We start from the raw sequence: 18,798 nt of genomic DNA, 5'->3' as shown, positions 1-18,798 counted from the left end.
TCCCCCCGAGGGCGTACCCCGACACCGCGCCGGCGGCGATCTGCCTCACGTCGGTGAGGCCCGGGATCAGCCCAGCGGACAGGCGATCGGCGCCCGTCATACCGTCACCCATCTGGCCGTATTCGTTGTCGCCCCGTGCCATGACCGTGCCGGTGCTGAGCAGCGCTTACGCGCAGCCGGACCCGGCGGCGACCTGGATCACCCCGCCGGAGATGCCGCCGGTCGTCGTGGGCGAGAGCTGACGGCTGGTTACACTCCGTCGGTTGTCGCCGTCGTCGGCGTGAACGATGACCCGCTGGGCCCGGTGAACGTCACCGCCTGCCCGGCCACCGCCTGACCCACGGTGTCTCTGACCGTCACGGTCGCCGTCACTGGTCCGGATGCGGGCGCCTGGTTGACGGGTGTCGAGACGCCCACCGTCTGGCCCGACGCCGCGAAGGCGGGAGTCGAGGATGCAGCGACGATCGCGGGCACCGCCGATCCGGCGCTGGCCACCAACGCTCGGCGAGACACCCCTTGAGGCTCCTCGACGATCGCCTCAGTCATATCCGGCGCCCTAAGCGCTCCCTTTCTCTGCGCGCGTCGATAAGCCGCGCGTCTGGACATTCCATCGACCCTGGCGCCGACAGCGCACGGAGGGCGCAGTCACCCGCGGCGCTCCGTGTGGTGAAGGACGCGATGTCGCTCACCGGACGAGCAATGGCGGGCCGTATCCCACAGCTCGCGAATTCTCCCGATCCACCAGCTACATCACCCGCAACGGTGCCGGAGGACGAATCGTCGTGATCCGCCGAGGGAGGACCTTCCGCTGACCCCGCTGGCCGCCACACCGCCCTACCCGATACGCGCGTACCGGTCACGGCGTTGTCAACACCACGATTCCCCGACGGCACTGCACTGCATCGATACGCGAGACGGCCGGGCTGCCCGACGGCCGCGACGGGGTCCCCGGCGTCCGGTAGGTGGTGGTCGACCCGTATCCCAGCTGCCCGGAATCGTTGTAACCCCAGCTGCGGAGGGTGCCGTCGGTCATGAGTGCCCAGGCGCTCGTTCGCTCAGCCCCTCGCGACCCGATCGCGGCGATCTGAGCGACCCCGGAGGTGAGCCCCGTGACCTGAACGGGAACGGAGCTGTTCGCCATCGACGAGTTGCCGAGGGTGCCGTTGCTGTTCTCACCCCAGCTCTTGACCGCTCCCGACGACAGGAGGGCGAACCCGTTCAACGGGCCTGCGGCGACCATGGTGACGTCCCCGAGCCCCGGCACGGGCGTGGCCACCGTCCTGTTCGTCGTCGTCCCGTCGCCGAGCTGGCCGAAGGCGTTGTATCCCCATGCAAACACCGATCCATCCGACCGCCGAGCGAGGCAGAAGGACGTGCCGGCGGCGACCGAGGTCACCGACGACAGGGGGCTCGACGCGTCGGTCACGACGGTCACGGCGGAGGAGGACGCCCCACTCGACAGTCCATTGCCCAAACTGCCCAGCGAATTCGCCCCCCACGCACGAACCGTCCCGTCCGACATCACGGCATAAGCCGTCTGCTCGCGGGCAGCGACCTGCACGACCGTGCCCGAGAGGGTGCTCACGAGGCCGGGGGTCGCGCGCGACACGTTGTCGCCCGTCCCGAGCATCCCGCTCTGGTTGTTCCCCCATGACCACAGTGTTCCGTCGGAGCGCAGCGCGAACGCCGCGATCATTCCCATCGCGATCTGCGTCACGTTCGTGAGGCCCGGAATCGGCGCCCACGCCGATCGGCTGATCGTGGTCCCGTCGCCCAGCTGGCCGTGTTGGTTGAACCCCTGTCCCCAGACCTGACCGTTCTGGAGTAGTGCGAGCCTCCAGAGGATCTGATTACCGGTGGAGTCGGACGCGGAGGCCTGTACGACAGGCGAGGGGAACACCAGCTCCGTCTGGGTCAGAACACCGGCCGCTTGGAGCAGATTCGATCCGAGCACCGTCGGGGAGACAGAGGCCGTCTTCGATTCGCAGATCGCGGTCACCGTCACGGTCGACCCGGGTTTGCGCCACGGGGTCTGCAGATCGAGCGAGGTGGTCGCCTGCCCGTTGCCGTCTGTCGTGACGGTGGTCTGCGACAGCGACGCGCCCGCCGGCGCCTGAAACGTCACCACCGCACCCGGCTTCGGCGCTCCGCCCGCCGCGATGACCGTGGCCGTCACCACCGTCGGACCGGTGGCGACGACCGTATTGTTCGGCACGGAGACGGTCAGAGTCTGCTCGCCCGAGGCGGCGTGGGCCGGCGTTGCGACGGTGGCCATGATCGCCGGGACGGCGAGAGCCGCACCGCCGAGAACGGCACGGCGACCGAGCATCCCTGTGGGTTCGGCAAGGGGGAGAGCTGAGGGAGTGTCCACTGTCGATGACCTCTATCGTTCGATCGTCGGCCCCCGTTCGCGGCGGCGCACGGCCACCTTTGCGACGATTTCGGGCCGCATCGCTCACACATCCGTTCCCACGACCGGGTGAAGGGCCCCGGACCGTCTGGACGACGAGGGTTCGCGAAGCGACAGGCTGTCATCGGATGCCGGACCTCTTGCACGGTGCCGATATGGCGCTGCACCACCCGGGGTGTCCATCGACCGACACGTATCCGACGACGACCGCTGCGGCACGCACCCGGGGGGGGAATCGCGAGAGCCGCACTCCGAGATTCACCCGCGCCTTCACCATGGATGGGCATCGACACCGTCGGCGAGTGGTGGCCCGGGCGATGCTCGTCTGGTTCGTGCCAGCCCTCGTGATGGCTCTCGTCCCGCATCCCTGGGCCTCGGGGTCGCGGCATCCGTCGTTCGTGCGGTGGCTTCGAGCGTCGGGGATGTCGACCAGCTCAGCCCGCTCCGTCATGACGCACAGGGCGGTGCCTGAGCTCGTCGAAGGGTCAGCCCCGTGCGATGAGGAACGGAGGGTGAGGACCTTCGATCCGGGCCAACGCGATCTTGACGTCCGTCAGCGTCGCCCCCACCTCCGCGATTCGTCGGTCGACCTCCGCGAATCGGCGGTCCACCTGCGCGAATCGCTCGTCCGTGCTCGCCTCGAGACGATCGAAGCGTCGATCCACGCGATCGAAACGCTCGTCCGTGCGCCGCTCCAGCCGTGCCAGCATCCATTTCATTCCGCCCAGGATGGCGACGGCGAATGTGAGGAAGAACGCGGCGAGCGCAACGAACGCCTGCACGGTATCGAGGGTCACGGGCGGTCCTTCCTGTTCACGGGATGCGTCGAATGTATGTCACTCCGCCGACGACGAGTCATGTGCACGTGCGATGTGCGGAGAATTTCACCCGAACCCTGCGTGTGGAGGAACCGTCAGAGCCGCAGCACCTCGGTGACCCGCACCATCGCGGTGCCCTCGTCCTCGGAAGCCGCGAGGTCGACCTCCGCCCGGATGCGCCAGTCGTGGTCGCCGGCGGGGTCGTCGATCGTCTGCTCGACGCGCCAGAGGCCGTCGGCGGCCGACGACTCGTCGATGACGACGAGGGCCGAGGAGCGCGCCGCTCCCCCGGTGCCGATGCCGTCGTGCTCGTCGAAGTACGCATCCAGCTTCGCGGGCCAGTCGACGTCGGGGTCGAGCTCGACGAGCTCATCGTCGCGTTGGAGCGCTGCGAGTTGCACCCGGCGGAACATCTCGTTGCGCACGAGCACGACGAACGCGCGCCGGTTCGTGAGGATCGACGGCGGCGCCGGCGGGACCACGGGGGCGGTCGGGTCGTCGGCCGGGTTGATGAGCTGCTCCCACTCGTCGACGAGGCTCGAGTCCACCTGGCGCACGAGCTCTCCGAGCCAGGCGATGAGGTCGAGCAGGTCGGGCGTCTGCGCGTCGACGGGGACGGTCTGGCGGATGGCGCGGTAGGCGTCGCTGAGGTAGCGCAGCACGAGCCCCTCGCTGCGGGCGAGCTGGTACAGCGAGACGTACTCGCCGAACGAGCAGGCCCGTTCGAACATGTCGCGCACGACCGACTTGGGGGACAGCTCGAAGTCGCGGATCCAGGGCTGGCTGGATGCGAACACCTCGTACGCCTGCGCGAGAAGGTCGTCGAGGGGCTTGGGCCAGGTGATCTCCTCGAGCAGCTCCATGCGCTCGTCGTACTCGATGCCCTCGCGCTTCATCGCCGCCACGGCTTCCCCGCGCGCGCGGAACTGCTGCTGCGACAGGATCGGGCGCGGATCGTCGAGCGTCGCCTCGATCACGCTGACGACGTCCAGCGCGTAGTGGCCCGTGCCGACCGACGACGCCGGGGGCGTGGCATCCGGTGCCCATCCGAGCTCGACCTCGGGGTCGAGCATCTCGATCGCCGCGAGCGCGAACGGTGACAGCGGCTGGTTGAGGGCGAAGTTCGGCTGCAGGTCGACGGTGAGCCGGATGCCGTCGGGCCCCGCTTCGACCACTCCGGCCTGGACGAGCGTGCGGAAGATCGCGATCGCTCGGCGGGCGAGCTCGTACCGGCGGGTGGGCGACTCGTGGTTGTCGAAGACCAGGGAGCGCACGTTCGCGAACACGTCGCCGCCGCGCGCGATGACGTTGATGAGCATGGCGGCCGACAGCTTCATCTGCGGCTGCAGCGGCTCGGGTTCGGCGGCGACGAGACGGTCGTAGCTCTGCTCGGTCCAGTTGACGAATCCCTGCGGTGCCTTCTTGCGCACGATCTTCTTCTGCTTCTTCAGGTCGTCGCCGGCCTTGAGGATCTGAGCGGCGTTCTCGATCTCGTGATCGGGCGCCATGACCACCACCGTGCCGGCGGTGTCGTATCCGGCACGGCCCGCGCGACCTGAGATCTGGTGGAACTCGCGCGCTGAGAGCTGGCGCATGCGGGTGCCGTCGTACTTGGTCAGCGCGGTCATGAGCACGGTGCGGATGGGCACGTTGATGCCGACGCCGAGGGTGTCGGTGCCGCAGATGACGCGCAGGAGCCCGCGTTGTGCGAGCGTCTCGACGAGCCGTCGGTACCGCGGCAGCATGCCGGCGTGGTGCACGCCGATGCCGGCACGGACGTACCGCGACAGCGTCTTGCCGAACCCGGTGGTGAAGCGGAACCCGCCGATCGCCTCCGCGATCTCGTCGCGTTGCTCGCGGCCGATGATGCGGATCGACGACAGCGCCTGTGCACGCTCCATCGCCGCGGCCTGCGAGAAGTGCACGACGTAGATCGGCGCCTGCTTCGTGTCGAGCAGCTCCTGCACGGTCTCGTGCACGGGGGTGCGCGCGTACTCGAAGTGCAGGGGCACCGGACGCTCGACGCCGGTCACCCGGGCGGTCGGCCGGCCGGTGCGGCGCGAAAGGTCGTCGGCGATGTCGGTGACATCACCGAGGGTCGCCGACATCAGAATGAACTGCGCGCGCGTCAACAGCAGCAGCGGCACGTGCCACGCCCACCCGCGATCGGCCTCGCCGTAGTAGTGGAACTCGTCCATCACGACCTGGTCGACGTTCGCGTCCGCACCCTGGCGAAGGGCGAGGTTGGCCAGGATCTCGGCCGTGCAGCACACGATCGGCGCGTCGGCGTTGACGGACGAGTCGCCCGTGACCATGCCGACGTTCTCCGCGCCGAAGATGTCGACGAGCGCGAAGAACTTCTCGCTCACGAGCGCCTTGATCGGCGCCGTGTAATAGCTCCGGCCGCCCCGGGAGAGGGATGCCGCGTGGGCGGCGACCGCGACGAGCGACTTGCCCGTGCCGGTCGGGGTCGACAGCACGACGTTCGCCCCCGACACGATCTCGATGATCGCCTCGTCCTGCGCGGGGTAGAGCGTCAGACCGCGCGAGGTCGCCCACTCGACGAAACCGAGGTACACGGCATCCGGATCGCTGCCGGTGGGCACGTGCTCGAGGAGGGGGGTCACTCCCCCACCCTCTCATCCGCCGGGTGGCGGGGCCCTTCGACAAGCTCAGGGACCACCCCCTCCCGCAAAATCAGGGACCACCCTTCGACAAGCTCAGGGACCATCCTGCCGAGGTGGCTGAGCCCGTCGAAGCCACCGATCCGCTTCCCCGCCTCAGCCTCCTTCGGCGAAGACGCCCACGTTCTCACCGTCGAAGACGAACTGCACGCTGGTGCCGATCGGGAAGCGGTCGATGAACGGCTCCGGCATCCCCTCCGCCACGACGAACTCCACGGTCGCAGGGAAGATCCCCGCACCGCACCCGCCGTAGACGAAGTTGCCGCTGACCCCGCGCGCGCCGCGTTCCGCGACCTCGGAGGAGTCGAGGAGGTACACGCACGGACTGCGGTTCTCGGTTGCATCGACCTGGGCGAATCCCACGAACGCGGTCACGCCGTAGAAGTCCTTGAACGCGCGCTCCGCGCCCGTGCGCTGGCCGAAGATCGATGGGGTCTCGGTGTCGGGATCCTCCTCGAGCGTGCCGACCTGCGGAGCGCCCACCGAATTCGACACGGGCAAGAAGGTCACGCTGAGCGCCGTCCCGGCGCTCGCCAGCGCGGTGACGACCGCGAGCGAGATCGCCCACGCCCACACCTGACGCCGCGATCGCACGAGGGGGCGACGCTCGCGCGGCACCTCGTCGTCCTCGACCTCGGATTCTCCGGGGCCTTCCGCACCGTCGTCTGCACCGGACGCCGTCGGCTCGGCCGGGTCGTGCGGCGCCGGTGTCTGCGGCGGGGGCGAAAAGCGCTCGCGCCGCTCGAGTTCTTCGAGGGCCGAGAGCCGCTCCGACGCCGCCGGGTCGCCGGCGATGTCCGCGTCGGGACCGTAGGCCCGGGCACGCAGGCGACGCAGCTCGTGGCGTACGTCGTCGTCCATGCTCTGAATGGTTCCACACCTCGAAGGGGCCGGGGCCATCTGGCGGTCCATGCGCGGGAATAGACCGAGACGACCCGCGTTGCACCTCGTATGCGCTCCTTCGGCACACTCTCCTTCGGCCATTACGGCCCCCTCGGCGGCGGGCACCACCTGACCGCCGGTGACTCGATGCTGCAGGCGATCGACCTCGCCCAGGGCATGGACGACCTCGGCGTCAACGGCATCTCGTTCCGCGTGCACCACTTCGCCCGTCAGCAGGCGGCTCCTATGCCCCTGCTCGCCGCGATCGCCGCCCGCACCTCACGTATCGAGGTCGGCACCGGTGTCATCGACATGCGTTATGAGAACCCGCTCATGCTCGCCGAGGAGGCGGCATCCGTCGACCTCATCAGCGGCAACCGACTCGCGCTCGGCGTGAGCCGTGGTTCACCCGAGAGCGTCGTGCGTGGCTACGAGGCGTTCGGCTACACCGGGTCCGACGACCCGCGCGGCGGCGACATCGCCCGCGAGCACTTCGACCTCTTCCTGCGCGCGATCGACGGCGAGGGCCTGGCCGAGCGCGACCCGCACAGCCCCTTCGGCGGCGGAACCGGCCTGCAGCGCGTCGAGCCGCACTCCCCGGGATTGCGTAAGCGCATATGGTGGGGCGCCGGCACGACGGCCACCGCCGAGTGGGCGGGTCGCCTGGGGGTCAACCTCATGTCGTCGACACTGCTCACCGAGGCCGACGGCACGCCGTTCGACCTCCTGCAGGCGCAGCAGCTCGATGCCTTCCGTGCCGCCTGGCGCGAAGCGGGCCACGAGGGCGAGCCCCGCACGTCGGTGAGCCGCAGCATCTTCCCGATCGTCACGGCCGAAGACGAGATGTACTTCGGCGGATCGGCGGGCAACGACCAGATCGGCGTCATCGACGGCATGCGCTCGACCTTCGGCAAGACCTACGCGGCCACCCCCGACAAGCTCGTCGAGCAGCTGCTGAACGACGCGGCGGTGATGAGCGCCGACACCTTGATGCTGACGATCCCGTCGCAGATGGGCGTGGAGTTCAACCTGCGCCTCGTCGAGAACTTCGCCACGCACGTCGCCCCTGCGCTCGGATGGCAGTCGACGCTCGCACCCGTCTCCGTCTGAGCGCCGTCGACGGCATCCGGTTCTCACACGAGCCTCGGATGCCGTCGGTGGCCCCATCGTGACAACCTGGAGAGATGGACGCACTGACTCAGCTCGTTCTTCTCGTCACACTCGCGGCCGTCGCGCTCTACGCCCTGTATTGGACCGTACGCCGGGCCATCCGCGACGAACTCACGTCCACCGGCGGGCGGGACGATCCGCCCGCCGGTGGACCGGGGACATGACCAGCCTGGCTCAGCGCTGGCCTGCAGCGGCGCGCGAGCGCGCGATGGTCTGCGTCACGAGGTACTCGCCCCACGCCACGGCGTAGGCCCCGAGGGCCGCCCACGTCCAGGTCGACGGGAGGAGCCCGACGAGGCCGAGCAGGGATGCCACGGTGAGAGCCGTGACGACGATGAGCACCGGCAGCACGACCCGCTCCCCGACCGAGGGTCCGGCGACCCACCAGGTCGCGAAGATCGCACCCGCCGTGGCGACGAGGAGGATGACCGGGGTCCACCACGACCCGAGCGCACCCATGGTCATGGCCGCGCCCACGCCCGCGATGGCGAGCGAGGCCGTCCGAAGCGACCGGGTGGTCATGGAACGGTCGGCGGGCGTGCGGGCGGCAGGGGTGCGGGACGCAGAGGGAATGACGGGCTCCTTCACGAAACGGGGTCGCTTCCCAGCGTAGACAGGATGCCGACGACGGGGCTGTCTACGGTGGACGAATGACCCTCACCCTGACCCGCGTCGAGGCCGGTGTGCGAGACCGTGACGCGTTGACCGCCTTTCTGACCGGGAACATCTTCCCCTTCCACGTGCGCGAGCGACTCACCGTCGCGCAGGTCACGGCGGACATCGACGCCGGACGCTGGGGCGATGACCGCACCGAGGCGTTCTGGATCGACGACCATGAGCGAGGCCACATCGGTCTGCTCCGCCTCGACGACCTCGGCGATCCGACGGCGGTGGTCGACCTGCGTCTCGCGGAGCGGTGGCGCGGCAGGGGCGTAGGCGCGGGCGTCCTCACGCTCGCCGTGGAGCACACGTTCCGCACGCATGCCGGCGTCGTTCGCGTCGAGGGTCATACGCGCGAGGACAACATCGCGATGCGCCGCACGTTCGACAAGAGCGGTTGGGTGCGCGAGGGCTGGTTCCGTGACGGCTGGCCCGTCGTGGGTGGCGCACCCCTGGCATCCGTCTCGTACGCCGTGCTGCGTCGTGATTGGGCGAGCGGTGAGACGACGCTCGTCCCCCGCGATCCCGGGGTGGGTGCCCTGAGCCCGCGCACACGGGATGCCGAGACCCTGATCACTGACGCGTGGGCGGCCGAGGAACGTCTGCTGGATCCTGCTGTCAGATCCGACGCCGACGAACTGCGCCGTCTGCTCGCCGAAGACTTCACCGAGATCGGTCGGTCCGGACGACGGTGGACCCGTGACGACATCATCGTCGCCCTCGCCGCCGAGACGACGAGCGCACGTCCGCCGATCATCGAGGAGCGGCAGAGCCGGCTGCTCGGACCGGAGACGGTGCTGCTGACCTATCTGCTGCGAGCCGACGACCGCGCGAGCCGGCGATCATCGGTGTGGCAGTGCGCTCCCCGGCCCCGCTGCGTCTTCCACCAGGGAACGACAGTGCCGCACTGACTCAGGGAGCAGCGGGGAACGAGGGCCGCGCGACGGGTACGACCTCGGGGTTCGCCCGGCGGAACGCGGCGAGGTCGCGCACGTTCTTCTGCACGGCGACCACGGCGAACAAGCTCATCGCGAAACCGATGCCGTAGAAGCCCTTCTCCGAGAGCAGGAGCTCGGCGTTCCAGAGGCCGATCACCATCAGGGTCAACGACACCAGCAGCATCCCCCATGCCACGCCGAGGTACGCGCCGGTGACGGGAACGTCTTCGGCGCGGTCGCGCACCGCCTTCTGCACGCTGATGGCGGCGAAGAGACCGAGTAGGAACACCGCCAGGAAGAACCCCTTCTCCGACAGCAGCATCCGGGCGTTGTACAACCCGACGAAGTACACGGTGGCTCCCAGTCCGAGCGCCACCCACGACGCTCCGACGAACGCTCCGGTCGGTCGACCGAGCATCTGCTGCTTCTGGATATCCGACATGGTCCCCACCCTTCTTCCGTCCCCCGCGGGAGACATATTCCGTGGCCGAGAACGTAGCGCTGGCCGCATGCTGGTGGAGACATACGAGCGAATCTGGGGATAGACCTGGATAGGGAGAAACGGTCTGCTCCCGTCCGCCGTCCGCGAACTCCGTTCGCGAGGCGGCGGCGACGGTGGTTGGCTGGCGCGCATGCGACGCATACTCATCCTCGGTGGAACCGCATGGCTCGGCCGCGCGATAGCGGCGGCCGCGGTCGCGTCCGGCGCCGAGGTGGTCTGTCTCGCCCGCGGTGAGGCCGGTGCGGTCATCCCGGGCTCACGACTCGTGCGCGCCGATCGACGCTCCCCGGATGCCTACGATTCACTCGACGGCGAGTGGGACGACGTCGTCGAGCTGTCGTGGGATCCGGAGTTCGTGGCATCCGGACTCGACGCCCTCGCCGACCGCGCGGAGCACTGGACCCTCGTCTCGAGCGTCTCGGTGTACGCCCGCTCCGACATCCCCTTCGCCGACGAGGATGCGGAACTGGTGGAGCCGGCCGATCTGTCGCAGTACGCGGACGCCAAGGTGCACGCCGAGCGGCTCACCGCGGCGCGCCTGGGTGATCGAGCGCTGCTCGCCCGAGCGGGCCTCATCGTGGGTCCGGGCGACCCGACCGATCGCTTCGGCTACTGGCCGGCCCGCTTCGCCCGCGGAGGACGGGTGCTCACCCCCGACCCGCACGGGCGGTACGTGCAGGGCATCGACGTCGACGACCTCGCCGCCTGGATCGAACGCGCCGGCAGAGCGGGCGTCACCGGGCCGATCAACGCGGTCGGCGAGGAGTACCCGCTGGCCGCGGTCCTCGCGGCGGCCGCCGACGCAGCGGGAACGCCCGGTGACACGGTGGCGCTCGACGACGCCACGCTCACGGCCCGCGGTGTGCAGCACTGGATGGGTGAGCGCTCACTGCCGCTGTGGCTCCCCGCCGAGGCGCGGGGCTTCTCGCGGCGCAGTGACGCCGCCTTCGTGGCATCCGGTGGTCTGCGGCGGCCGCTCGCAGAGACGATGCGGCGCACGCTCGCGGATGAACGGGCGCGCGGTGTGGATCGCCCCCGCCGCGCGGGTCTCACGCTCGGCGAAGAGGCGGAAGTCCTGGCACCGACGTCTCGCTGACGGCGTCACCTGAGACGTCCCCCGAAGCGGTCGGGTCGGCGCGGCGGCGCCGACGGGATGATCGCCGGTCAGCGCCCGATGCGGTCGGCGGCGGAGCGCGGCGGCGCCGAGGCCACCTCGAGTCGGTCGAGACCACGCAGCGACGTCCAGATCAGCTCCTCGCCCTTGGCCGCGTGCTGCGAGGCCCGCACGGCCCGCTCGTCGGCCCACGAGTTGAGCACGTGGCCGCTGTGTCCCCGGACGTGCTCGAGGACGACGTCGGGGAGCCCGGCGGCGCGGCGGGCGTCTCGAGCGGCGATGAGGGCCTCGAGGATGCCCTGGTTGGCGACGGGCTTCTTCGCGCTGGTGACCCACCCGCGACGGCGGTGACCGTCCATCCACGACGAGTACGTGTCGATGGCGTACTTCGAGTCGGCCTGCACGACGAGTTCGCGCACGTCCGCGTGATCGGTGATCGCGTGCAGCAGGCCGAGGAGTTCGCCGATGTTGTTGGTCCCCGCGGGGATGGAGCCCGCCGCCCAGTGCCCGTCCTCGCCGACCCAGGCCCAGCCGGCCGGTCCGGGATTGCCCTTGCAGGCTCCGTCGGTGGCGACGACATAGCGATCGGAAGGGGCGGGGGTGAGGGGTGCGGACGCGGGCGAACTCATCCCCCTAGTCTCCCCTCTCCCCCGGATCGACCCAGCCAGGTGACCTCGGGGGTGAATGGTGCCGCCCCTCCGCGGGCGGGGTGGGCGGACGGCGACCGCGCACCTTCGTGCCTGTGGAAACCTGACCCTTCCGCGCCCGCCGCCCCGTCGAGAAGGACCGCCGTCATGTCGCCCGATTCCCCCGCTCGCGCCCATCTGCATCCCGCGGCCGTCACCGCCCTCGCGATCGCCGGTGCCGCCATCGTGGGCGCCGTGGGATTCCTCGTCTGGCTCCTCGCCCAGCCGGTCGACCCCAATGCCGAGGCGACGCAGCGACTCGTTCAGTGGGAGGAGGTCTTCGAGAGGTATCGGGCCGCCCACGGCGCCCTCCCCGACATGCCGTTCGGCGGGTACTGCCTGGGCGACGGCTTCCCCGTCGGCACCGGCAGCACGGCCAACTGCCGCGACTACGAGAGCACGACGTACTACACGCAGGACGCCAGCGCCTCGCTGATGGACGCGCTCCAGTCGGTCGGCGAGCTCCCGCGCGGCGCGACGACACCGGTGCGCGGCACGGTCGGGCCCTACGCGATCTACGACGAGGCGGGCGTGCGACTGCTCACCTCGGAGAACGGCACGTGCGAAGCCCCCGCCGCCGAGGTGTGGAACGACGGCGAGGGCCTCTTCGTGTGTCAGATCCTGTTGGAGCGCTGAGGCTCCGGCTCAGTCGCGCCCGCTCTCGGCCTTCTTCTGGCCCGCCTCGAGCACGTCACCGGCGGGAAGCTCCTGGTGACCGCCGAACTGCAGGCGCATCGCCGAGAGCACCTGGTTGGCGAAGTGGTCCTCGCCGCGCGAGGCGAAACGCTCGAACAGGGACGCGGCCAGCACCGGCACGGGAACCCCGGTGTCGACCGCGGCCTTGACCGTCCAACGGCCCTCGCCCGAGTCGGATACGCGACCGGCGAGCCCGTCGAGAGTGGGGTTCTGCGAGAGAGCGGCCGCGGTGAGGTCGAGCAGCCACGAGGAGATGACCGACCCTCGTCGCCAGAGCTCGGTCACGCGGGCGGTGTCGATGTCGAACTGGTAGTACTCGGGCTCTTCGAGGGGGGCGATCTCGGCCGAGTGCTCGCCCTGATGGAGGCCCGCATCGGCGTTGTTCAGGACGTTGAGGCCCTCGGCGAGCGCGGCCATGATGCCGTACTCGATGCCGTTGTGCACCATCTTCACGAAGTGACCGGCACCGGAGGGACCGCAGTGCAGATAGCCACGCTCCTCGGTCGTGAACTCGCCGGTACGGCCCGGCGTACGCTCGACCTCACCGGGTCCGGGGGCGATCGTCCGCAGCACGGGCTCGAGGTGCGTGACCGCCTCCTCGTGACCGCCGACCATCAGGCAGTAGCCGCGTTCGAGACCGAAGACACCACCGCTGGTTCCGACGTCGACGTAGTGGATGCCGCTGTCGTTCAGCTTCGCCGCGCGGCGCACGTCGTCGCGGTAGTTCGAGTTGCCGCCGTCGATGATGATGTCGCCGGGCTCGAGCACCTCGGCGACCTGGTCGACCACCTTCCCGGTGAGACCGGCGGGGATCATCAGCCACACGGCACGGGGCTTGTGCAGTTTCGAGGCGAGGTCGGCGATGCTCGTCGCTCCGGTGGCGCCCTCTGCGACGAGTGCGGCCACGGCATCCTGATTCACGTCGAACACGACGCAGTCGTGACCGTCCTTCATGAGCCTGCGGACGATGTTGGCGCCCATTCGTCCGAGTCCGACCATGGCGAGTTGCATCCGTACCCCGTTCGTCGTGGATCACGGACCGCGCCGCGCGGCCCCTCCGCGAGTCTAGGAGCCGACCGGGGGGCCGGGCATCGGTGCTAGCCCTGGAAGTCGTCGGGGTCGACGTCGTCGAGGAAGCGGCGGAACTCCTCCACCCTCTTCTCCTCGGCCGATGCGTCGACCTCGACCGCCTCGTCGGGCACGCCCGCCTCGGCGAGGACGTCGTCGGACACCCAGATCGGCGCGTCGACGCGGGCGCCGAGGGCAATGGCATCCGAGGGGCGGGCATCGAACGTGCGCTGTCCCGCCGGGGTGTCCAGCACCACGCGGGCGTGGAAGGTCCCCTCGTCGAGGTGGGTGACCTCGACGCGATCGACGGATGCCGACAGCTCGCCCAGCATCGCCGTCATGAGGTCGTGCGCGAGCGGACGCGGCGACGGCGTGCCCTCGATCGCGACGAGGATCGACATGGCCTCCTGCGGGCCGATCCACACAGGCAGCACCCGGTCGCCGTCCGCGTCGGTGTCGACCGGCTTCAGCAGGATCACGTGCTGCTGGGCCGGGTCGAGGGCCACTCCGACCACACGCACCCGGATCATCCGCCCATCGTACGGTGCTCCCCCCGCTCCGCGGTGCGGGCCCACGCACCGCACGGGGCGACCTCAGCGCAGGATGCCGAGCGCCCGCGCCGCCGACACCGCCGCCGTGCGGGAGGACACGCCGAGCTTCGAGAACACGTGCGCGAGGTGCGACTTCACCGTCGCATCGGTGATGTGCAGACGACGGGCCACATCGGCGTTGGACGCTCCGCGGGCGACCAGACGCAGCACCTCGATCTCGCGCGCCGACAACGTCACCCGCGGTTCGCGCAGGCGGGCGAGCAGGCGGCCGGCGATGGAGGGGGCCAGGGCGCTCTGGCCGGAGGCCGCCGCGCGGACGCCCGCGAGCAGCTCGTGGGGAGGGGCGTCTTTGAGGAGGTACCCGCTGGCCCCGGCCTCGACGGCCCCGAGGATGTCGCCGTCGGTGTCGTAATTGGTCAGGACGAGCACGTAGGGCGGCGCGTCGAGAGCGCGCACGCGCCGGGTGGCCCCGGCACCCGCGGCGCGATCGCCGAACTGCAGGTCCATGAGTACGAGCTCGGGTGCGAGCTCGTCGGCGAGGGCCACGGCCTCATCGGGCGTAGCGGCCTCGCCGACCACGTCGATGTCGGCCTCGGCATCCAGGAGCGCCCGCACGCCCGCCCGCACCACCGGGTGGTCGTCGGCGATGACGACGCGGATCACGGCGCACCGGCCGGCAGCGTCGCCATGATCGTCGTCCCCGCGCCGGGGGCGCTGACGACGTCGAGGCGACCGTCGAGCTGGTCGACGCGTTCCCGCATGGCGCGCAGGCCGAAGGAATCGGTCGCGGATGCCGCCCGCTCGGCCACGCGCGGATCGAACCCCGCGCCGTCGTCGGCGATCTCGAGACGCACCGCGTCGTCGGTCCGCTCGAGTCGGATGCCGACGCGGCCGGCGCGAGCGTGCTGCGCGACGTTCGCGAGAGCACCCTGCGCGACGCGCAGCAGGGCCGTCTGCGCATCCATGGGCAACGCCGGCTCCCGCGACACCTCGACGGTGACCGCCACGCCCTCGCGCGCACCCCAGCCCTCGGCGAGGCGGTCGAGAGCCGCCCCCAGTCCGCTGTCGAGGCTCGGGGGCGCGAGCTCGCGGATGAAGCGCCGGGTCTCGGCGAGCCCGTCGGCAGCCGTCCGCCGTGCGAGGCGCACGTGCCCTATGCCGGGGCCCGTGGCATCCGCCCGCTCCGCCGCGTGCAGCAGCATCTGGATGCTCGACAGGCCCTGCGCCACGGTGTCGTGGATCTCGCGGGCCAGGCGCGCGCGTTCGGCGAGCACCCCCTGCTCGCGTTCCGCCGCGGCGAGCCGGTCGCGCGTGGCGATCAGTTCGATCATGAGCGCCTCGCGCTCGGCCGCACGGCGCTCGAGGGCGGCGTAACCGAGGCCGATCAGCAGGGCGACCCCCGCACCGACCACCGGCCCCACGACGCCGCCGACCGTCAGGCCGCCGTGCACGGCGAAAGCCCCGATGGTCAGCGCGGTGGTGGCCACGACCGCGAGCGGACCGCCCACCCCGGGGAGCAGGTGCAGGTAGAGGAAGAAGAGCGGGAAGACGAGGTAGGCCGCCTCGGGAACGAGCCACACCAGCGCCGCCCACACGACGGTCAGCGCCGCGAGCCATGCGATCGCGGCGGCGGAGCGGCGCGTGCGAGAGAGCGCGATGCCGGAGAGGTAGAGCACGCCGAGCACTCCGGCGAGCGGCAGGGCGATGACCGGCGCACCCGTCAGCAGCACCCGCACCACGACCAGCGCGAGCAGTCCGCCGAACAGCACGTGCAGACCCGCGCGCAGGCCCGCGAAGACGGGGGCGAGGGTGCGGTGGGGCATGTCGGAGTCCAGGCTACGGATGCCGCGGCCCCGGCGGATCATCCGAAAGGTGGAGAGGGAGTTCGCCCGGGCCGCCGATGACCCGCCGACGCCTCACCACGAGGCTGGGGGAAGCCGGCGAGATCCACCGGCGGAAGGAGGCGACGTGTACGTCGCATGGCGCGATCTGCGGTTCGCCCGCGGGCGATTCGCCCTCATCGGGGCGGTCGTCGCCCTCATCACCCTGCTCGTCGGCTTCCTCTCGGGGCTCACCGGGGGACTCGCCGCGCAGAACGTCTCGGCCGTGCTGGCGCTGCCCGGTGACCGGCTCGTGCTGCAGCCCGACGGGGACGCCGCGGCCACCTTCGCCGACTCGGCGATCGACGACGCCACGGTCGCCGCGTGGCGAGACGCCGCGGGCGTCGATCGCGTCGACGCGGTCGGTATCCGGCAGACACGCGCCGAGGGCCCGGGGGCCGCGAGCGCCGTCGCGCTCTTCGGCATCGACGCGGGGACCCGCTTCCCCGCCCCCACCCGCGACGGCGAGGTCGTGCTCTCGGCGGGAGCCGCCGAGACGCTGGGAGCCGCCGTCGGCGACACGGTCGCGGTCGCGGGGTCGACCTATGCGATCTCGGCGATCGGCGACGACCTCTCGTACAGCCACACCCCGGTCGTCTCTCTCACCCCGTCGGCCTGGCGCGCGCTCGACGAACGCCTCGGCGGCACGGGTACCGCGACCGTGCTCGCCGTGTCGGGGGAACCCGCGTGGGACACCGTGGCCGCCGACACCGGCACGGTGGCATCCACCCCGCTCTCGAGCCTGTCGGCGTTGCCCACCTTCCGCTCCGAGATCGGTTCGCTGGCCCTGATGATCGCGATGCTCTTCGGCGTCTCGGCGCTCGTGGTCGGGGCGTTCTTCACGGTCTGGACCATGCAACGGGCGGGTGACATCGCCGTGCTGAAGGCCCTCGGGGCGAGCACCCCGGCGCTCATGCGCGACGCGCTCGGTCAGGCCCTCGTCGTGCTCGTGCTGGGGGTCGGGGTCGGCATCGGGCTCACCGCGGCCCTCGGGGCGCTCGCCGGCGGAGCGCTGCCGTTCGTCCTCGGTCCGCTCACGACCCTCGCCCCCGCGCTCGTCATGATCGCGCTGGGACTGATCGGTGCGGCCGTGTCGCTGCGCACCGTCACCAACTCCGACCCCCTCACCGCTCTCGGGAGCACACGATGATCCTTCTCGACGACGTCACCCTCACCTATCCCGACGGCGATGCGCGCGTCACCGCGGTCGACCACGTCACGCTCGAGGGCCGCCCGGGGGTCCTCACCGGGATCACCGGCCCCTCGGGCTCCGGCAAATCGAGCCTTCTCGCCCTCGCCGCCACCCTGGTGCGTCCCGACTCCGGCCGCGTCGTCGTCGACGGCGTGGATGCCACCGACCTCAGCGCCGCGGGGCGCACGACCCTCCGCCGCGAGCGCATCGGAATCGTCTTCCAGCAGCCGCAGCTCCTGCCCGCCCTCACCGTCCGCGAGCAGCTGCGCGTGATGGCCGAGCTCGGCGGGCGGGGCCGACGGGAGCGGCGCGCCGAGGTCCGCGGACGCGTCGACGAGCTGCTGGATGCCGTGGGCCTCGGCGCCCACGGCGATCGCCGACCCGCCCAGCTGTCGGGCGGGCAGCGCCAACGCGTCGCCATCGCCCGCGCGCTCGTGCACGACCCGCGCGTGCTGCTCGTCGACGAGCCGACGAGTGCGCTCGACACGGCACGCGGCGCCGAGATCATGGCGCTGATCGCCCGCCTGACCCGCGAGCGGGAGACGGCGACGCTTCTCGTCACCCACGACCTCGTGCACGCGGGGACGCTCGATGAGACGGTGGAGGTCGTCGACGGACGGGCCCGCCTCGTCGCCGCGCCGGTCTGAACCCGGCGCGGTGGACTTCACCAGCCGAAGCTGTTGAACCAGTCCCGCCGCCGGTCGGCCTCTTCACGCGTCTCGTCGCCGCGCCATGAGTCGTGCGCGGCGAGCACACCGTTCACGGGCACGACGAACGCCCAGCAGACCGGGCAGAGCGCTCGCCCGCCGGGATAACCGTCGGGCAGGGTGGGAGCCGGCGCCGCCGTCTCCCCCGCCCCGGTGCACGCGGGCGGGTCGGCCTGCAGATCGCTCCACAGCAGACGTCCGCCCGTGCGGTGGTGGAGGCCGCGGTGGCCGTCCTCACGGGTGCAGATCTCGCCGTTTCTTCTGCTCAGGCACAGCCTCCGCGCGGCGCCCGGCAGTGCCGCCAGCGTTCTCGTCATCCTCCGATTGTCTCCGCTGAGAGCGCAGCGGGGGCAAAGCCGGGATGCGCACGGGGGGATGTGGTCCGGTAGGGAAAGGTTCGGTGGTCATCTCCGACCACCACGGGTACGACGATTGTGCATGTCGACCTCCTGACGTCCCGAGCATCTCTCGTCGGGAGTCGGGAACCGAGGGGGTTGACAGAATGAGGGACGACGTAAGGCATACCCCACGGGGGTATCATTGCCGCCATGCACGGATACGAGGGCAACAAAGACGACCTCTTGAAGCGCCTCCGCCGCGCGGAGGGACAGGTGCGCGGCATCGCGCGCATGGTGGACGACGACCAGTACTGCATCGACATCCTCACCCAGGTGTCAGCGGTGACCAAGGCTCTCGAGAACGTCGCCCTCTCGCTACTCGACGACCATCTGTCGCACTGCGTCGCCGAGGCTGCGGCCCAGGGCGGGCCCGTCGCCGAAGAGAAACTGAAAGAAGCCAACCAGGCCATCGCCCGGCTGGTCCGTTCGTGAAGGAGACTCC

21 protein-coding genes are annotated in these 18,798 nt (G+C 70.7%); 8 read left to right on the top strand and 13 right to left on the bottom strand.

The features are described from left to right. Positions 1-249: 249 nt before the first annotated feature. The 5 genes from ASF76_RS17200 to ASF76_RS08795 all read right to left on the bottom strand — a co-directional run bounded on the left by ASF76_RS17200 (position 250) and on the right by ASF76_RS08795 (position 6,773). Complete coding sequence (locus ASF76_RS17200) at positions 250-546, bottom strand: hypothetical protein (RefSeq protein ID WP_162240812.1); 297 nt, start codon at positions 544-546, stop codon at positions 250-252. A 310-nt stretch (positions 547-856) separates the two neighbouring features. Next, positions 857-2,371, bottom strand: coding sequence for an RCC1 domain-containing protein (locus ASF76_RS08810; protein ID WP_156459198.1), 1,515 nt, complete (start codon positions 2,369-2,371; stop codon positions 857-859). A 524-nt stretch (positions 2,372-2,895) separates the two neighbouring features. After that, a complete protein-coding gene (locus ASF76_RS08805) occupies positions 2,896-3,207 on the bottom strand; it encodes a hypothetical protein (RefSeq protein ID WP_055956217.1) in 312 nt (103 codons plus the stop codon). A 116-nt stretch (positions 3,208-3,323) separates the two neighbouring features. After that, on the bottom strand, positions 3,324-5,855 hold the full coding sequence (locus ASF76_RS08800; protein WP_055956214.1) for a DEAD/DEAH box helicase: 2,532 nt from the start codon (positions 5,853-5,855) through the stop codon (positions 3,324-3,326). 153 nt (positions 5,856-6,008) lie between these two features. Continuing rightward, complete coding sequence (locus ASF76_RS08795) at positions 6,009-6,773, bottom strand: hypothetical protein (protein ID WP_055956210.1); 765 nt, start codon at positions 6,771-6,773, stop codon at positions 6,009-6,011. A gap of 90 nt (positions 6,774-6,863) precedes the next feature. Here ASF76_RS08795 and ASF76_RS08790 point away from each other — a divergent pair, with 90 nt between their 5' ends. Together ASF76_RS08790 and ASF76_RS17330 are read left to right on the top strand one after the other, a co-directional pair. After that, positions 6,864-7,904, top strand: a complete 1,041-nt coding sequence (locus ASF76_RS08790; protein WP_055956206.1) for an LLM class flavin-dependent oxidoreductase — start codon at positions 6,864-6,866, stop codon at positions 7,902-7,904. Between the two features lie 74 nt (positions 7,905-7,978). Continuing rightward, complete coding sequence (locus ASF76_RS17330) at positions 7,979-8,128, top strand: hypothetical protein (protein ID WP_200936101.1); 150 nt, start codon at positions 7,979-7,981, stop codon at positions 8,126-8,128. Between the two features lie 10 nt (positions 8,129-8,138). On the opposite strand, the gene ASF76_RS08785 is transcribed toward ASF76_RS17330, so the two are convergent. Next, positions 8,139-8,486: a hypothetical protein gene (locus tag ASF76_RS08785; protein WP_055956203.1), complete on the bottom strand. Its 348-nt coding sequence runs from the start codon at positions 8,484-8,486 to the stop codon at positions 8,139-8,141. Between the two features lie 128 nt (positions 8,487-8,614). On the opposite strand from ASF76_RS08785, the gene ASF76_RS17680 reads away from it, so the two are divergent. Beyond that, entirely contained in the window at positions 8,615-9,535 is a 921-nt protein-coding gene (locus ASF76_RS17680) for a GNAT family N-acetyltransferase (RefSeq protein WP_082484948.1), read from the top strand. Position 9,536: 1 nt separating this feature from the next. On the opposite strand, the gene yiaA is transcribed toward ASF76_RS17680, so the two are convergent. Next, positions 9,537-10,004, bottom strand: a complete 468-nt coding sequence (yiaA, locus tag ASF76_RS08775; RefSeq protein WP_055956200.1) for an inner membrane protein YiaA — start codon at positions 10,002-10,004, stop codon at positions 9,537-9,539. A 190-nt stretch (positions 10,005-10,194) separates the two neighbouring features. Here yiaA and ASF76_RS08770 point away from each other — a divergent pair, with 190 nt between their 5' ends. Beyond that, positions 10,195-11,160 (top strand): reductase, encoded by a 966-nt coding sequence (locus ASF76_RS08770; protein WP_055956197.1) that lies wholly within the window; start codon positions 10,195-10,197, stop codon positions 11,158-11,160. 68 nt (positions 11,161-11,228) lie between these two features. Here ASF76_RS08770 and ASF76_RS08765 read toward each other — a convergent pair whose 3' ends face one another. Then, positions 11,229-11,807, bottom strand: a complete 579-nt coding sequence (locus ASF76_RS08765) for a ribonuclease H family protein (RefSeq protein ID WP_055956194.1) — start codon at positions 11,805-11,807, stop codon at positions 11,229-11,231. Positions 11,808-11,972: 165 nt separating this feature from the next. On the opposite strand from ASF76_RS08765, the gene ASF76_RS08760 reads away from it, so the two are divergent. After that, positions 11,973-12,500 carry a hypothetical protein gene (locus tag ASF76_RS08760; protein ID WP_055956191.1) on the top strand — a complete coding sequence of 176 codons (528 nt, stop codon included), beginning with the start codon at positions 11,973-11,975 and terminating at the stop codon, positions 12,498-12,500. A 9-nt stretch (positions 12,501-12,509) separates the two neighbouring features. Here ASF76_RS08760 and gnd read toward each other — a convergent pair whose 3' ends face one another. From gnd to ASF76_RS08740, 4 genes are all read right to left on the bottom strand, one after another. Next, positions 12,510-13,571 (bottom strand): phosphogluconate dehydrogenase (NAD(+)-dependent, decarboxylating), encoded by a 1,062-nt coding sequence (gnd, locus tag ASF76_RS08755; protein WP_055956188.1) that lies wholly within the window; start codon positions 13,569-13,571, stop codon positions 12,510-12,512. Positions 13,572-13,657: 86 nt separating this feature from the next. Then, on the bottom strand, positions 13,658-14,158 hold the full coding sequence (locus tag ASF76_RS08750; protein WP_055956185.1) for a bifunctional nuclease family protein: 501 nt from the start codon (positions 14,156-14,158) through the stop codon (positions 13,658-13,660). 63 nt (positions 14,159-14,221) lie between these two features. After that, complete coding sequence (locus tag ASF76_RS08745; RefSeq protein ID WP_055956182.1) at positions 14,222-14,842, bottom strand: response regulator; 621 nt, start codon at positions 14,840-14,842, stop codon at positions 14,222-14,224. Continuing rightward, positions 14,839-16,002, bottom strand: coding sequence for a sensor histidine kinase (locus tag ASF76_RS08740; RefSeq protein ID WP_055956179.1), 1,164 nt, complete (start codon positions 16,000-16,002; stop codon positions 14,839-14,841). The genes ASF76_RS08745 and ASF76_RS08740 overlap by 4 nt, the downstream gene beginning before the upstream one ends. A 145-nt stretch (positions 16,003-16,147) precedes the next feature. Here ASF76_RS08740 and ASF76_RS08735 point away from each other — a divergent pair, with 145 nt between their 5' ends. Both ASF76_RS08735 and ASF76_RS08730 read left to right on the top strand, forming a co-directional pair. Then, the gene (locus ASF76_RS08735) at positions 16,148-17,209 is read left to right on the top strand and encodes an ABC transporter permease (RefSeq protein ID WP_055956176.1); all 1,062 of its coding nucleotides are present in this window, start codon (positions 16,148-16,150) and stop codon (positions 17,207-17,209) included. After that, entirely contained in the window at positions 17,206-17,898 is a 693-nt protein-coding gene (locus tag ASF76_RS08730) for an ABC transporter ATP-binding protein (protein WP_055956174.1), read from the top strand. The genes ASF76_RS08735 and ASF76_RS08730 overlap by 4 nt, the downstream gene beginning before the upstream one ends. A gap of 17 nt (positions 17,899-17,915) precedes the next feature. On the opposite strand, the gene ASF76_RS08725 is transcribed toward ASF76_RS08730, so the two are convergent. Beyond that, complete coding sequence (locus tag ASF76_RS08725) at positions 17,916-18,275, bottom strand: hypothetical protein (protein WP_055956171.1); 360 nt, start codon at positions 18,273-18,275, stop codon at positions 17,916-17,918. A gap of 231 nt (positions 18,276-18,506) precedes the next feature. On the opposite strand from ASF76_RS08725, the gene ASF76_RS08720 reads away from it, so the two are divergent. Then, the gene (locus ASF76_RS08720; protein WP_055956168.1) at positions 18,507-18,788 is read left to right on the top strand and encodes a metal-sensitive transcriptional regulator; all 282 of its coding nucleotides are present in this window, start codon (positions 18,507-18,509) and stop codon (positions 18,786-18,788) included. Positions 18,789-18,798: the final 10 nt, after the last annotated feature.

Source organism: Microbacterium sp. Leaf151 (genome assembly GCF_001424225.1).
In the GTDB taxonomy this organism is placed as follows: Bacteria; Actinomycetota; Actinomycetes; order Actinomycetales; family Microbacteriaceae; genus Microbacterium.
The sequence above is the reverse complement of the archived record's forward strand: the minus strand, read 5'-3'. Positions and strand labels throughout refer to the sequence as shown.

Excerpts from the sequence above, each read along its gene's own strand:
- ASF76_RS17200 (WP_162240812.1), bottom strand. The coding sequence starts at position 546 with ATGACTGAGGCGATCGTCGAGGAGCCTCAAGGGGTGTCTCGCCGAGCG.
- ASF76_RS08795 (WP_055956210.1), bottom strand. The coding sequence starts at position 6,773 with ATGGACGACGACGTACGCCACGAGCTGCGTCGCCTGCGTGCCCGGGCC.
- ASF76_RS08790 (WP_055956206.1), top strand. The coding sequence starts at position 6,864 with ATGCGCTCCTTCGGCACACTCTCCTTCGGCCATTACGGCCCCCTCGGC.
- ASF76_RS17330 (WP_200936101.1), top strand. The coding sequence starts at position 7,979 with ATGGACGCACTGACTCAGCTCGTTCTTCTCGTCACACTCGCGGCCGTC.
- ASF76_RS08785 (WP_055956203.1), bottom strand. The coding sequence starts at position 8,486 with ATGACCACCCGGTCGCTTCGGACGGCCTCGCTCGCCATCGCGGGCGTG.
- ASF76_RS17680 (WP_082484948.1), top strand. The coding sequence starts at position 8,615 with ATGACCCTCACCCTGACCCGCGTCGAGGCCGGTGTGCGAGACCGTGAC.
- yiaA (WP_055956200.1), bottom strand. The coding sequence starts at position 10,004 with ATGTCGGATATCCAGAAGCAGCAGATGCTCGGTCGACCGACCGGAGCG.
- ASF76_RS08770 (WP_055956197.1), top strand. The coding sequence starts at position 10,195 with ATGCGACGCATACTCATCCTCGGTGGAACCGCATGGCTCGGCCGCGCG.
- ASF76_RS08765 (WP_055956194.1), bottom strand. The coding sequence starts at position 11,807 with ATGAGTTCGCCCGCGTCCGCACCCCTCACCCCCGCCCCTTCCGATCGC.
- ASF76_RS08760 (WP_055956191.1), top strand. The coding sequence starts at position 11,973 with ATGTCGCCCGATTCCCCCGCTCGCGCCCATCTGCATCCCGCGGCCGTC.
- gnd (WP_055956188.1), bottom strand. The coding sequence starts at position 13,571 with ATGCAACTCGCCATGGTCGGACTCGGACGAATGGGCGCCAACATCGTC.
- ASF76_RS08750 (WP_055956185.1), bottom strand. The coding sequence starts at position 14,158 with ATGATCCGGGTGCGTGTGGTCGGAGTGGCCCTCGACCCGGCCCAGCAG.
- ASF76_RS08740 (WP_055956179.1), bottom strand. The coding sequence starts at position 16,002 with ATGCCCCACCGCACCCTCGCCCCCGTCTTCGCGGGCCTGCGCGCGGGT.
- ASF76_RS08730 (WP_055956174.1), top strand. The coding sequence starts at position 17,206 with ATGATCCTTCTCGACGACGTCACCCTCACCTATCCCGACGGCGATGCG.
- ASF76_RS08725 (WP_055956171.1), bottom strand. The coding sequence starts at position 18,275 with ATGACGAGAACGCTGGCGGCACTGCCGGGCGCCGCGCGGAGGCTGTGC.
- ASF76_RS08720 (WP_055956168.1), top strand. The coding sequence starts at position 18,507 with ATGCACGGATACGAGGGCAACAAAGACGACCTCTTGAAGCGCCTCCGC.